General features: G+C 69.9%; 11 protein-coding genes. 6 read left to right on the top strand and 5 right to left on the bottom strand.

Annotated features, from left to right (window positions below; all coding sequences use genetic code 11):
- The 3 genes from AC5RUH_RS04830 to AC5RUH_RS04820 all read right to left on the bottom strand — a co-directional run.
- Positions 1 to 197 (bottom strand): hypothetical protein (locus tag AC5RUH_RS04830; protein WP_494128042.1); only part of this gene is annotated, 197 nt, incomplete at its 3' end.
- On the bottom strand, positions 194 to 3,577 hold the full coding sequence (locus AC5RUH_RS04825; protein WP_494128041.1) for a glycosyltransferase: 3,384 nt from the start codon (positions 3,575 to 3,577) through the stop codon (positions 194 to 196). The genes AC5RUH_RS04830 and AC5RUH_RS04825, both read right to left, overlap by 4 nt.
- Positions 3,578 to 3,606: 29 nt before the next feature.
- Positions 3,607 to 4,155 carry a WhiB family transcriptional regulator gene (locus AC5RUH_RS04820; RefSeq protein WP_494001445.1) on the bottom strand — a complete coding sequence of 183 codons (549 nt, stop codon included), beginning with the start codon at positions 4,153 to 4,155 and terminating at the stop codon, positions 3,607 to 3,609.
- A gap of 272 nt (positions 4,156 to 4,427) precedes the next feature.
- Here AC5RUH_RS04820 and AC5RUH_RS04815 point away from each other — a divergent pair, with 272 nt between their 5' ends.
- Positions 4,428 to 5,123, top strand: coding sequence for a TIGR03089 family protein (locus AC5RUH_RS04815; protein ID WP_494128040.1), 696 nt, complete (start codon positions 4,428 to 4,430; stop codon positions 5,121 to 5,123).
- Positions 5,124 to 5,148: 25 nt separating this feature from the next.
- On the opposite strand, the gene AC5RUH_RS04810 is transcribed toward AC5RUH_RS04815, so the two are convergent.
- Entirely contained in the window at positions 5,149 to 5,721 is a 573-nt protein-coding gene (locus tag AC5RUH_RS04810; protein WP_494128039.1) for a GtrA family protein, read from the bottom strand.
- A 196-nt stretch (positions 5,722 to 5,917) separates the two neighbouring features.
- Between AC5RUH_RS04810 and AC5RUH_RS04805 the strand changes: the two genes are divergently transcribed.
- The 5 genes from AC5RUH_RS04805 to AC5RUH_RS04785 all read left to right on the top strand — a co-directional run bounded on the left by AC5RUH_RS04805 (position 5,918) and on the right by AC5RUH_RS04785 (position 11,646).
- The gene (locus tag AC5RUH_RS04805; RefSeq protein WP_494128043.1) at positions 5,918 to 7,042 is read left to right on the top strand and encodes a 5-(carboxyamino)imidazole ribonucleotide synthase; all 1,125 of its coding nucleotides are present in this window, start codon (positions 5,918 to 5,920) and stop codon (positions 7,040 to 7,042) included.
- Entirely contained in the window at positions 7,039 to 7,566 is a 528-nt protein-coding gene (purE, locus tag AC5RUH_RS04800; RefSeq protein ID WP_494001448.1) for a 5-(carboxyamino)imidazole ribonucleotide mutase, read from the top strand. Before AC5RUH_RS04805 ends, purE begins: the two co-directional genes overlap by 4 nt.
- A 52-nt stretch (positions 7,567 to 7,618) precedes the next feature.
- Positions 7,619 to 9,211, top strand: coding sequence for an LCP family protein (locus AC5RUH_RS04795; protein WP_494128038.1), 1,593 nt, complete (start codon positions 7,619 to 7,621; stop codon positions 9,209 to 9,211).
- 123 nt (positions 9,212 to 9,334) lie between these two features.
- Positions 9,335 to 10,612 (top strand): mannose-6-phosphate isomerase, class I, encoded by a 1,278-nt coding sequence (manA, locus tag AC5RUH_RS04790; protein ID WP_494128037.1) that lies wholly within the window; start codon positions 9,335 to 9,337, stop codon positions 10,610 to 10,612.
- Positions 10,609 to 11,646: a lipid II:glycine glycyltransferase FemX gene (locus tag AC5RUH_RS04785; RefSeq protein ID WP_494128036.1), complete on the top strand. Its 1,038-nt coding sequence runs from the start codon at positions 10,609 to 10,611 to the stop codon at positions 11,644 to 11,646. The genes manA and AC5RUH_RS04785 overlap by 4 nt, the downstream gene beginning before the upstream one ends.
- An 85-nt stretch (positions 11,647 to 11,731) precedes the next feature.
- Here the strand turns inward: AC5RUH_RS04785 and glpX are convergent, their stop codons facing one another.
- Entirely contained in the window at positions 11,732 to 12,721 is a 990-nt protein-coding gene (glpX, locus tag AC5RUH_RS04780; RefSeq protein WP_494014393.1) for a class II fructose-bisphosphatase, read from the bottom strand.
- Positions 12,722 to 12,933: the final 212 nt, after the last annotated feature.

The raw sequence follows: 12,933 nt of genomic DNA, 5'->3' as shown, positions 1-12,933 counted from the left end.
CGCGCAGCACGCTTGGCGGCCTTGCGGTCGATCGGCTGCACGGGCTCGGCCGCGCTGTCCCGCTCCGGCTGCACGGGCCCGGCCGCGCTGTCCCGGTCCGGCTGCACGCCATCAGGTGCGGACGCGGCAGCGGCCGTTGGCCCAATCGCCGCCTCTGTCGCCCGCGGCTCCTCGCCGCGGCCACCCTTCTCGGTCATCGTTGCTGTCCTTTTCCGGCCAGGGCAACTGCGCCGCCGTCGGCCGGGTCTTCGAATGCCGCCCTGCGCAGTTCCGCGGGGCCGGCATCCGCCCCGGTGGTCTTGATGTGGTCGATGCGGCGCGGCACGAACCGCCGCCGGGCCGGGATCGGTATGGCGAGCAGGACGGTCAGTCCGATGGCGAGCACCTGGAGGATGCCGATCCACGGCGACCACGGGCTCGAATAACCGATCTTTACCGTACCCGCTGCTGCCGGCACTTCAAACGCCTGGGCCCAACCGTCCTGCGAGGATTCCAGCGGCCGGCCGTTCAGCGTGGCGGTCCAGCCTGGGTCCGTCCGCTCGGCCAGGATCAGCCGACGTCCGGGCTCGCCGGCGGGTATCTCGCCGGCCGCCGCGGTCCAGCCGGACGGCACGGTTTGCAGCAGGTCGCCGTTGGCATCAACCAGGCGCACCCGGGCGGTCAGTTGGCCTGCCGCGGTGCCGTCCTTACCGGTCGCTCCGACCACCCGCCAGAGCCATCCGGAGTCGGTGCGTCCCACGGAGGTCAGTCCGGGCACGGCGTCGATCCGGCCGGCAAGCAGTTCGGCCGCCGTATCGGACTCCTGCAGCACCACGAAGTCCACGCCGAGCCTCACCAGGGACGGCCGCGGATCCACGCCGGTGCCCGCAACGATGACCGCCACGGTGTTCCGCAATTCTGCGTCGGCGTCGTCGTCGGAGCGCACCTGGGCTTCGGTGAGCGGACCGGCCAGGGCCCGCGCCGAGTAAATGGCCGAGAGTTGGTCCAGGGTGGTGCCGCTGCCATGCATCACGGCAGCGGTCACCGCGCCGCCGGTTCCCGCCGTCAACACGAGCGCACGGGCCTGTTCCGGCCCGGTCCCGCTGTCCGCAGAGGTGGCCGGCAGCGTGCGGCCGGCCCCGGGCGTTACCTTCAGCTGCGTACCGAAGTCCGTCAGGGTCCGCGCCTCGCTGGACGGTGTGTAGCCGGTGAACTGGGGCACCAGCCAGTGCGCCAGGCTCGCTGCCGGGCCCAGCGCCATCAGGACGGCGGCGGCCACGGCCACGGTGCGCCGCAGGCCCGAGGCCGGGCGCCCGGCTGCGGCAAGGTCGTGCCGCAGCCGGTCCCCGGCGATTAGTGCCGCACCCAGGAGCAGGAACAGGGCCAGCGAGACAAAGGGACCCGTGAACGGTGTCACCACCGCTCCCGGTGCGACGGCGGTGGCCAGCAGCGATGAACCAAAGGAGGCCGCGAGGGTCAGGAACACGCCGAGCCAGAGCAACCGTGCGCGGCCGGCACCCTTGCCCGTGACCGCCCCGGCCACGGCCAGCGCCAGCACCGGCACGGCGACGACGAGCGCATAGGCGAGCGCCCACGGACCCTGGGCCAGTTTCTCCAGCATCCCGGCCCCGGCCAGCCCGTCGGCGGGGCCGAAGGCGAGCGGGAAGCCCATCAGCTGCTGCCACAGCGGGGCGGCGTGGAAGGCCAGCGGCAGGCCGGGATCGCCCAGCAGCGCGCGCGGCTGGTCCAGCCCGGCGACGAGCATCGGCAGGGCGAGTGCCAGCGGCGGGATAAGCGCCCACCAGACGGTCTTGGCCCGGCGGCGCAAGGCCAGCATCAGGACGGCGATGAAGACGACGACCACCGGCAGCAGCGCCGGTGCCGACGCCGTGATGCCGGCCAGGCAGAGTCCCGCCGCTGCCGCCGCCGTCCAGGAGGGATTCCCGTTGATCCCGGGCTTGTGCACGGCTTCGTGCGGCAGCAGGGGCCGGTTGGCGTCGGCGCGTTGGACGGCGGAGCCGGTGGCGCGCAGCAGGCCGAGCACGGCCCACGGGATCAGCAGGTGAGCGATCAGCGCGCCCAGGCGGCCCGTGCCCAACGCGACCTGGAACGCGGGAACGCTCGCCCAGAACATCGCGGCCCAGAAGCGCAGGCCGCGCCGCTGTGTGAAGGCCCCGGCAGCGAACCATGCGCCGGCGGCGGCCAACGGCATGGCCAGCAGCACCAGCGTCAGGACGGCGGCGGAACCGTTCCCCAAACCCAGCACGGCCAGGACCGCCAGCACGTAGCCAAAGGGGTCGCCGTGCCCGGGGACGCCGGAGCCAAGCGAGATCCACCAACTCGAAGCGTTGTGCCAGATTTCGGCGACGGTGGCCGAGACCGGCAGCAGTCCGCCGCCCACCAGCGCCGGCGCCCCGAAGAAGTCAAACATGCCCACCGTGGAGACGAGGGCCAGCACGACGGCGGCGGCCACCAGGCCTGTACCCACCCAGGTCCGGGCGGGCGCGGCGAGGGCGGCGAAGTCGTCCGATCCGCCGGTGGGCTGGTCGCTGCCGCCGGCATCCGATCCGGAGCCGTCGCCCACGACGCCGACGGCGAGCTCGGGCCGCAGCGACTCGGCCAGTGACCGCCGGTAGGCCCAGACCTCGCGCCGCGGGACCATCAGCGGGCGCACTATGGCCCGCGAGGTCCTGCGCGTCTTGGCGGCCTGCCGCCGGGACGCGAAAAAGCCCGCGGGTCGGAACAAGGCGGCAAGGGTGGCACCCAACTGCCGCAGCCCGTGCATGGGGTCCTTGGCCACCACCGAGGCCAGGAAGCTGTACAGCCCGCCGAGCAGGGCCCCGATCCACAGGAACGGTACCTGCCACCAGGCCGCATGCTTGAGCCGGAGGTGGATCTGAGCCTTGCGGGCTGCCCTTGCGGTGCCGTGGTCGCCGGTCCGGGCGGCGTGGCGAACCCTCGCGGTGGGGACAACCACCACGCGGTGGCCGGCCAGCCGGTTCCGCCAGCACAGGTCCACGTCGTCACCGGTCCCGGGCAGGGCCGGATCGAACCCGCCCAGCTGGTCGAAGACATCGCGGCGCACCAGCATGCCGGCGGAGTTGACGGCAAAGAAGTCGCTGCGGCCGTTGTACTGGCCCTGGTCCATCTCGTCGACGTCGATCATGGTCAGCCGTTCGGCCCAGCGGCTCACGGTCAGGCCCACGTCGACCAGTCGGCGCGGGTCGTCCCAGTCCACCTGTTTGCAGCCGGCGATGGTTACCGACGGTGCCGTTTCCACGGCGAGCAGCAGTTCCTCGAGCGCATCAGGCTCCGGGGCGGAATCATCGTGGAGCAGCCACAGCCATTCCTGGGCCGGACCGTCGGCCGGGGCGTGTTTGGGCAGCTCGGCCAGCCCCACCCGGACCGCGGCGCCGAACCCGGCGCGGTGGGAAGCGGCGGCCACCGGGCTGCCGGCGGGCAACTGCGCGCGCAGCAGGTCAGCGGACCCGTCGGACGATCCGGTGTCCACCCCGACGTGGGCATCGGCGGGTCTCGTCTGCCGGGCCAGGGCTGCCAGGGTTTGGGGCAGGCAGGAAGCGCCGTCGTGGGCTACCACAACGGCGGTGACGCGAACTTGCTGCTGAATCAGAGCGCTCTTTTCCGTAGCCGGCGGCGCTCGCGCTCCGACAGGCCTCCCCAAATGCCGAAACGCTCGTCATTGGCCAGCGCGTACTCCAGGCACTGCGAGCGCACCGTGCACGCGCCGCACACCTTCTTCGCGTCGCGGGTGGATCCGCCCTTCTCGGGGAAGAACGCTTCCGGGTCCGTCTGGGCGCACAGGGCATCGGCCTGCCAGCCGAGTTCTCCCTCGTCCTCATAGCCGGCGCCGAAGCCCGGCAGCCCGATCCACTGCGGTTTGGGCGCCGGGTCGGCCTCCGCCGGTTCCCGGAGCAGGCGCGGAGCAGTCAGCTCCAATACCTCGGCCCCGGGTCCCTCCGCCAACGCTTCGTGCGCGGCGAGGAAGGCGGTGGCCGCGTCCTCGAGTGTCTGTTGGCTGGATTCGCGGAAGCGTTCTGCCGCCGTCGGATCTGCCGGATCCACATACCAGTCTGCCGGTACGCCGCGCGATCCGTGCGATGCCGAAGCCTGCGCTTCGAGCTCCCGCCGGTGCGCACTACGTTCTGCCTGCCCCATCAGCCCTCCCGGAGTTCCTGTACCAGCATGGTGCTAGATTCATGTGCAGCGCTGGATCTCAGAGCCGGACACAAGCATGCTGTTACACGTTTAATAACTAATTACATGGGTGTAATACGTTCAAGTCAAGCGCCGGCGGGAATCTTAGAGACCCGGCAGCGAAATCCGCGTACGCCACGCGAGGGCCCGCCCCCGTGATGTGCGTCACAAATACCGCGTGCAGGCGTCAGCCGGCCTCCGGCTGGGCCACGAACCCGACCCTAAGGAGCACCGTGAGCACCCCCGCCACGATCACCAACCTGCTGGCCCGGATGCGCCCGGGCTCGTCCCCCTGCCTGGTCTGGTACGGCCCGGAGGGCGAACGCATCGAGCTGTCCGGGCGCGTGCTGGACAACTGGGTGGCCAAGACGGCGAACCTGCTGGCCGAGGAACTGGACGCCGCCGAGGGTACGAGCGTGGGTCTTCTGATGGACCCGCACTGGCGGTCGTTGGTCTGGGCGCTGGCCGCGTGGCAGGCCGGCGCCACCGTCCGGCTGGGCGAGGCCGCCCGGAGCGCCGACGTGGTGGTGGCCGCGGATCCGGCCCTTTTGGTGCGGGCAGGCAGCGGACACCAGGTCCTGGTCGCCCTGGGCGCGCTCCAGTTGCGCTGGCCCGGGGAACTGCCCGACGGCGTCCTCGACTACGCGGCCGAGGTCCGGTCCTACGCGGATGAGTACCTGGGAATCGATTCCCTGGCGGCAAACGGCTTGGCCCTGGAGGACGACGGCGGAGCGCTGACCTTCGCCCGGCTTTTGGACCGGCCGACAGCGGCCAGGAACCTGCTGGTGCCGGCGCACACCCCCTGGCCGGACGTGCTTCGCGAAGCCCTGGCAACCTGGCAGGGCGGCGGCACGGTCGTGCTGGTGCACCCGGAGGTAGGGGTGACCCAGCGGTTGCTGGACAGCGAACGGGTCACCGTACAACTGTGAACCGGTGATCCGGCCCGGACCCCGCCTAGCCGCGCGCCGTGCCCGATGCCTGGGGGCCGTCGACCTCCGGCGCGGCGTCCGCGGGAGGCTGGTCGGCATTGTCCTCGGGGTGGCGCTCGAAGATCTTGCGGTCCTCGGCAAACTCCGGCTCGGCGTCCAGCTCAACGTTGAACACCAGGAACCGGTAGGCGAAGAAGCGCATCACGGTGGCCAGCACCGTGCCGACGATGCCCGCGAACAGCAGCATGGTCCGGTCCGTCACCTCCAGCGGGTAGCGGGCTATCCAGACGCAGCCTGCGGAGACCACCATGCCGATGACGTTGATGACGATGAACAGCACCAGTTCGCGCAACACGTTCGCCTGGCGGCGATGACGGAACGTCCAATAACGGTTGGCTACCCAGGAGAACAGTGTTGCCACGGAGGCGGACACGAACCGCGCCTTCACCACGCTGTCGTCCATGGGCCCGTTGATCAGCCACCAGTACACGCCGTTGTCCACGATGAAGCTGATCCCGCCGACCGTGCCGAACTTCGCCACTTCCCGCCAAAAAAGGGAAACAATGGCGCGCAGGCGCTCGGAAATAGTTCGGTTCATGATCGAAGGTGGATCCCTTTCGCTCGGATGCCGGAGCAGAGCCGGCCGACGCACTATTGTATTGCGCCAGTCTGGGCGTTACCTAGGACGTACCCGCCGCGCGAAGTGCAATGCGACTCGTCCGGAGCCTGTTCGGTACCCTGACTAGGTGAGTTTTCCAGTGATCGGCGTAGTGGGCGGCGGCCAGCTTGCCCGAATGATGGCACCCTGTGCGGTAGAGCTCGGCTTTGAACTGCGTGTTCTGGCCGAGGCCGCCGATGTTTCCGCGGTCCCCGCCGTGGCCACGGCTCCAGTGGGCGACTACCGCGATCTGGAGGCGCTGCGGGGGTTCGCGAAGGGCCTGGACGTGATGACCTTCGATCACGAGCACGTCCCTACCGAACATCTGCAGGCCCTGATTGCCGAGGGCGTCAACGTGCAGCCGCACCCTGACGCCTTGATCCATGCGCAGGACAAGCTGGTCATGCGCGCGGTGGTGGACAGGCTGGGGCTGCCAAACCCGGTGTGGGCACCCGTCTCGGGCGTCGACGAGCTGGTTGCCTTCGGCGGCAGGATTGGCTGGCCGGTGGTGCTGAAGACGCCGCGGGGAGGCTACGACGGCAAGGGAGTGCGGATCATCCCCGATGCGGACGCTGCCGCCGAGGCGGCCGACTGGTTCACCGGCGGCGCGCTGCTGGTCGAAGAAAAAGTCGATTTCAGCCGGGAGCTCTCCGCGCTGGTAGCCAGGACTCCGTCCGGCGAAGCACGGGCCTGGCCGGTGGTGCACACCATCCAGGTGGACGGCGTCTGTGACGAAGTGATCGCGCCGGCACAGGACCTGCCGGCGGACGTCGCCGAGGCGGCCCAGCAGGCGGCGCTCCGGCTGGCCGACGAGCTGGGCGTCACCGGCGTGATGGCCGCCGAGTTGTTCGCCACCCCGGGACGCGGAGCAGGCTTCGTGATCAACGAACTGGCCATGCGCCCGCACAACACCGGCCACTGGACCCAGGACGGGTCGGTCACCAGCCAGTTCGAGCAGCACCTGCGGGCCATCCTGGATCTGCCGCTGGGCGATACGTCCCTGCTCGGCGGCGCCGTCGTCATGAAGAACTACCTGGGCGGCGCCAATACCGACCTGTTCTCGGCCTATCCGCGCGCGCTGGCCGCCGAACCGTCCGTCAAGCTGCATGGCTACGGCAAGTCTGTCCGTCCCGGCCGGAAGATCGGCCACGTCAATGTGGTGGGCCGCGACGCGTCCCAGGTGGAGGAACTGCGCCGGCGCGCGGACCGCGTCGCGGCGATCGTCCGCGACGGCGTGGACCCCCAGGAAGGCAAACCATGAGCAACAAGCCGATAGTCGGCGTGGTGATGGGCTCGGATTCCGACTGGCCCGTCATGGAGGCCGCCGCCCGGGCGCTGGAGGAATTCGGCGTCCCCTACGAGGCCGACGTCGTCTCCGCGCACCGCATGCCCGAGGACATGATCGGTTATGGCCGCGACGCTCACTCCCGGGGACTGCGGATCATTATCGCCGGCGCCGGCGGTGCCGCGCACCTGCCCGGCATGCTCGCCTCCGTAACCCCCCTGCCGGTGATCGGGGTGCCGGTGCCCCTGAAGTACCTGGACGGCATGGATTCCCTGCTCTCCATCGTGCAGATGCCCGCCGGGGTGCCGGTGGCCACGGTGTCCATCGGCGGAGCCCGCAATGCCGGGCTGCTGGCCGTGCGGATGCTGGCAGCCGGTGGTGACGAATTGGCCGGGCGGCTGCAGCCGGCCCTGCTCGAGTTCGCGTCCGGCCTGCGCCGGTCCGCCTACGACAAGGGAGCCGCGCTGCGTGAACGCGCCGCAGGCTCCGGCGAGGCCTAGGACGGTGGGTCCCCAGCCGCCGAGGAAGCCGTCGGGGTCTTCGGCGCGCGGGGTGACCGATCCGGTCCGCTACCCCCAGCACGCTCCGGCGCCGGTGCGCACCAAGCGCGCCTTCGTCCTGCTGCTGCTGACCCTGCTCGTCCCGGGCAGCGCCCAGATCGTGGCAGGGGACCGCCGGCTGGGCCGGCGCGGCCTGGCAGTGACGCTGCTGGCCTGGGCGGCCGTTGTGGCCGCTGCCGTCATGGCCCTGGTGAACTGGCCGCTGCTGGTGAACCTGGCCACCGACCGCTGGGGTTCACTGGCCCTCGTTGTGGTGCTGGCGGCGCTGGCGCTGTTCTGGGCCTTCCTGTTCCTGAACACGCTGCGCATCATCAGGCCCAACCTGCTGGCCCCGGGCGCCAAGCCGGCGGTGGCGGTGACGCTGGTTGCCCTGATGGTGCTCACCAGCGGCAGCCTGGGCTACGCCGCCTACCTGCTCAACGTGAGCCGCAACGCCTTCAGCTCCATCTTCGAAACCCGGCCCGCGTTCGACCCGGTGGACGGCCGCTACAATTTCCTGCTCATGGGCGGCGACGCCGGTGCCGGGCGGGTGGGGCTGCGCCCGGACAGCATCCAGGTGGTCAGTGTCGACGCGAAGACCGGCCAGACCGTCATGTTCGGCATCCCGCGCAACTTCCAAAACGCCCCGTTCCCGGCGGACTCGCCGATGCACGAGGTGTATCCGGAAGGCTTCAGCTGCGGTGACGAGTGCATCATCAACGCCCTCTACGTCGACGTGGAGCAAAACCACGCCGACCGCTACCCTGATGCCAAGAACCCGGGCGCGGAGGCCATGAAGGACGCCGTGAGCGGGATCCTGGGCATCGAGATCCAGGCGTATGCCCTCGTGGACATGGACGGCTTCGAAGCCCTGGTGGACGCGATGGGCGGCATCACCGTCAAGGCCGGCGGCTGGGTGCCTATCTCCAACAGGACCATCCCCGGCACCAATCAGCACTACCCGCCGAAGGGCTGGATCGCCCCGGGCGTCCAGGAGCTCGACGGCTACCACGCCCTCTGGTACGCCCGCTCCCGCGAATTCGCCACCGACTACGACCGCGTCCAGCGCCAGCAGTGCGTGATGTCGGCGATGGTCAAGCAGCTGGACCCGGCAACGGTGCTGACCCGCTTCCAGCAGTTGGCCGAGGCCGGCGAACAGGTCGTCGAGACGGACATTCCCAGTTCGCAGCTGGGCAGCTTCGTCTCGCTGGCGCTGAAGGCCAAAGACCAGAAGGTGAAGCGCCTGACCATCGGACCGCCCGACTTCGGCACCGCCGCGGAGAATTTTGTCACCTACCCCGACTTCTCGGTGATCCATCCCCGCGTTCAGGAGATGTTCACCCAGGAAGAGCAGACTCGGCAGAAAGATCCCAAGGACGACGGCGGCGGCCCCGGTGGCGACCCCGGCTCCGGTGGTGGAGAAACCACTGCCGGTGAGGGCGGGGCCGGCCCCGCGGACGAGGCGGCACCGGATGCGGCCGACGCCCCGGAGGCGCCGGCGGAGCCCCAGGTCACCGCGGAGTATCTCCAGCAGCTGGCCGAGATCGGCGATACCGCCACGCTCGGCGCCCTGGTGGCCAATAACGGCAAGTGCTCGGTCCCCTGATCCCGGCCCGCTGCCACGCCGGTCCGGCGGCGTCCCCCCGGTGGGGGGCGGGTGCTGCCGGAATGCTGCAACGGCGCGGGGTCTGAGAGGATCGTGGGAACAAGGACGAGGAAGAGGCTTCACATGTATCGGTTGACGAATGTAGTGCGTCCCTATGCCTGGGGCTCGACGACGGCGATTGCCGAGCTGTTCGGGCGGGAACCGTCCGGCGGGCCGGAAGCCGAACTCTGGATCGGCGCGCACCCCGACTCCCCGTCACGGGTGCAGCTGGCCGGAGGCGAACGGCCGCTCGACGAGTTCATCAAGGAGAACCCCGGCGCCGCCCTGGGCGAGACGGTCCTGGGCCTGTTCGGCGCCACGCTGCCGTTCCTGACCAAGGTCCTGGCCGCCGACTCCGCGTTGTCGCTCCAGGTCCATCCCACGCTCGAGCAGGCCCGCGCAGGGTTCGCCGCGGAGAATGCGGCCGGCATCTCCTTCAACGACCCGCAGCGCAGCTACCGGGACGACAACCACAAGCCGGAGATGATCTTCGCGCTCAGCGACTTCCAGGCGCTGTGCGGTTTCCGCCCCCCGCGCGACGCGGCGCGGCTGCTGGCCGGGCTGAAACCACGGCTGGCAGACGCCGGCGCGGCCCTGGATCTCCTGGACGAGGTGCTGGAACTGTTGGGTGGCGGCGACGAGGAAGCGGCCCTCCGCGGTGCCTTCGTGGCGCTGCTGGACGGCGGGGAGCGCTCCACCCGGCTCGCCGCGGACACGACCCGCCTGCTGGCGGCCACACCGGCCGGCAGCCTGGGCACCGAATATGCAGCGGTCGCCCGCCTGGGCGAACTGTATCCGGGCGACCCCGGCGCGTTGATCTCGCTGCTGCTGAACCTGGTCGAACTCTCCCCCGGCCAGGCACTGTGCCTGCCCGCCGGAAACATCCACGCCTACCTGCAGGGCCTCGGGGTGGAGGTCATGGCGGCCTCGGACAACGTGCTGCGCGGCGGCCTCACCCCGAAGTTCGTCAACATGCCCGAACTGGTGAAGATTACGAACTTCCGGCCTATCGCCCCGCCCATGGTGGAACCGACCATCACCGATGCCGGCCAGGAACTGTACTGCCCGCCCTTTGCCGAGTTCCAGCTCCAGCGCATCGAACTGGCCGACGGCGGCAGCCCGGTGCCGCTGGCCCAGCACGGCCCCGCGATCGTGCTGGCCGTGTCCGGCAGCGTGCTGCTGGACTCCCCGAAGTCCGACCTGATGCTTGGCCGCGGCGAGGCCGCGTTCATCCCCGACACGGAACAACCGGTGAACGTGCACCCGGCCGGAGACACCGGAACCGGCGCGGTGCTGTTCGCGGTGACCACCTCAGGCGGCACACATGAATTCGATCAACAACGAACGGGAGCAACACTTTGACCGCTTCGATCCTGCAGTCTGCGCCCTGGGCCGACTTTCAACGCAGCCTGGGCAAACAGGTCTTCGAACGCAGCGGCGACGGCTGGAACTTGCTGGCCATCGCGGAAAAGACGCCCCTGGGCCAGTTCCTGTACGTCCCGTACGGCCCGGCCGCGGCAGACAACGCCGCCCTGATCCGCGCGCTGGCCGCCCTGCAGTCCCTGGCCGCGGAACAACGCGCCCATTACGTGCGGATCGAACCCGTCGGCACCGACCTCGGCCAGCGGCCGCAGGCGGCGCTGCAGTCGCTGGGCCTGGTCAAGGCACCGGTGGACGTCCAGCCGAAACTGACCTGGATGCTGGACCTGAGCCAGCCGGAAGAGGATCTGCTGGCCGCCATGCGCAGCACCAGCCGCAACCTGTACCGCAATATCCACAAGAAGGGCGTCACGTTCGATGTCTCCAGCGACCCGGCGGACATCGAAATCCTGCTGGGTTTCCTGCACGACGTCTCCGAGCGCGCGGAGTTCAAGGCCCAGTCCGACGATTACCTGCGGAACGCAGCCCGGACCCTGGTCCCGGCCGGCGCGGCCAAACTGTTCATCGCCCGGTTGGACGGGCAGCCGATCGCGGCCGCGCTGTCCTACGACACGGAGGCCACCCGGGTGTACGCGCACGCCGCGGCGGACGACGCCCACCGCAAGCTCAACGCCGGGATTCCGCTGGTGGTGACCATGATGATGGACGCCCGCGCCGCCGGCATCCGCCACTTCGATATGTGGGGCGTCAGTCCCGAGGACGAGCCCGACCACCCGTGGGCCGGTTTCTCCCGGTTCAAGCGCTCCTTCGGCGGCTACGAGGTCAGCTATCCGGGCAGCTGGGACCTGCCCGTCAACCAGCTCATGTACCGGGCCTACCTGCTCTCGCGCACGGGCCGCGAGGCCGTAACCCCCGCCGTGCACAAGGTCCGCGCCGCGGTGCTGCCGGCCGCCCGCAAGGCGCGCGCCGCCGTCGTGCCGGCCGTGCGCAAGCTGCGCGGCACGCTCCCCCGCTGACCGCCCCCGGGTCCGTCCCGGAACGACAAGAGGAAAACCCCGCACCGGCTCGGGCCGGTGCGGGGTTTTCCTTCGCTGCAGGTGGCTAGAGCTTGCGCTCGAAGCGGTCCCACTTGTATTCCTGGTGCTCGCCCTCGACGAAGCGGATGGTGCCGGACTTGGACCGCATCACGATCGACTGCGTGAGGACCTTGTGGTTCTTGTAGCGGACGCCGCGCAGCAGGTCACCGTCGGTGATGCCGGTGGCCACGAAGAAGCAGTTGTCGCTGGTGACCAGGTCATCGGTGGTCAGCACCCGGTCCAGGTCGTGGCCGGCGTCGATGGCCTTCTGCTTTTCATCGTCGGTGGTGGGCCAGAGCCGGCCCTGGATCACGCCGCCCAAGGACTTGATGGCGCAGGCCGTCACAATGCCCTCCGGGGTGCCGCCGATGCCCATCAGGACGTCGACGTCGGTGCCCTCGCGGGCGGCCGCGATGCCGCCGGCGACGTCGCCGTCCATGATGAACTTCGTGCGTGCGCCGGCGGCGCGGATCTCCTCGACATACGGCTTGTGCCGGTCGCGGTCCAGGATCATCACGTTGATCTGGTTGATCTTCTTGTTCTTGGCCTTCGCGATCAGGTGCAGGTTCTGCTTGATGGGCAGCCGCAGGTCCACCAGGTCCGCCGCTTCGGGGCCGGTGACCAGCTTCTCCATGTAGAACACGGCCGAGGGGTCGAACATGGTGCCGCGCTCGGAGACCGCGAGCACGGAGAGCGCGTTGTTGATTCCCAGCGCCGTCAGCCGGGTGCCGTCGATCGGATCCACGGCGACGTCGCACTCGGCGCCGGTGCCGTCGCCGACCTTTTCGCCGTTGAACAGCATCGGGGCCTCGTCCTTTTCGCCCTCACCGATGACGACCACCCCGTTGAAGCTGACGGTGGACAGGAACGCGCGCATGGCGTCCACGGCGGCGCCGTCGGCACCGTTCTTGTCCCCGTAGCCGACCCAGTGGCCGCCGGCGATCGCCGCGGCTTCGGTGACGCGCACCAGTTCCAGCGCCAGGTTTCGGTCCGGCTCGTTGTCGCCGACGCGCATGGACGGCGGAAAGTTGGAAAAGGGGTCAGCCTGGGCTTCGTGGGACACTTCGACCTCATCTTCGAGTAGCTCTTCAGACAGCACCGGCTGCGGTGCCGTGATGGATGCATCTGCGGTGCGGACATCTTCCATTGCTTTCGATCATAGTCGTCGCCGCCCCGGGGGCCAGCGCGCGGACCGGCCGACCCGCGCTCCGGCGTCGCGGGCGTGTG

This window comes from Arthrobacter sp. Y3223166, assembly GCF_059090935.1.
Note: the sequence above shows the minus strand (reverse complement) of the source record. Positions and strands in the feature narration are given on the sequence as shown.

What these genes read in the sequence shown, in the direction of transcription:
- AC5RUH_RS04820 (WP_494001445.1), bottom strand. Translation starts at nt 4,155, where the DNA reads ATGGGGCAGGCAGAACGTAGTGCGCACCGGCGGGAGCTCGAAGCGCAG.
- AC5RUH_RS04810 (WP_494128039.1), bottom strand. Translation starts at nt 5,721, where the DNA reads ATGAACCGAACTATTTCCGAGCGCCTGCGCGCCATTGTTTCCCTTTTT.
- AC5RUH_RS04805 (WP_494128043.1), top strand. Translation starts at nt 5,918, where the DNA reads ATGATGGCACCCTGTGCGGTAGAGCTCGGCTTTGAACTGCGTGTTCTG.
- purE (WP_494001448.1), top strand. Translation starts at nt 7,039, where the DNA reads ATGAGCAACAAGCCGATAGTCGGCGTGGTGATGGGCTCGGATTCCGAC.
- manA (WP_494128037.1), top strand. Translation starts at nt 9,335, where the DNA reads ATGTATCGGTTGACGAATGTAGTGCGTCCCTATGCCTGGGGCTCGACG.
- glpX (WP_494014393.1), bottom strand. Translation starts at nt 12,721, where the DNA reads ATGCGCGTCGGCGACAACGAGCCGGACCGAAACCTGGCGCTGGAACTG.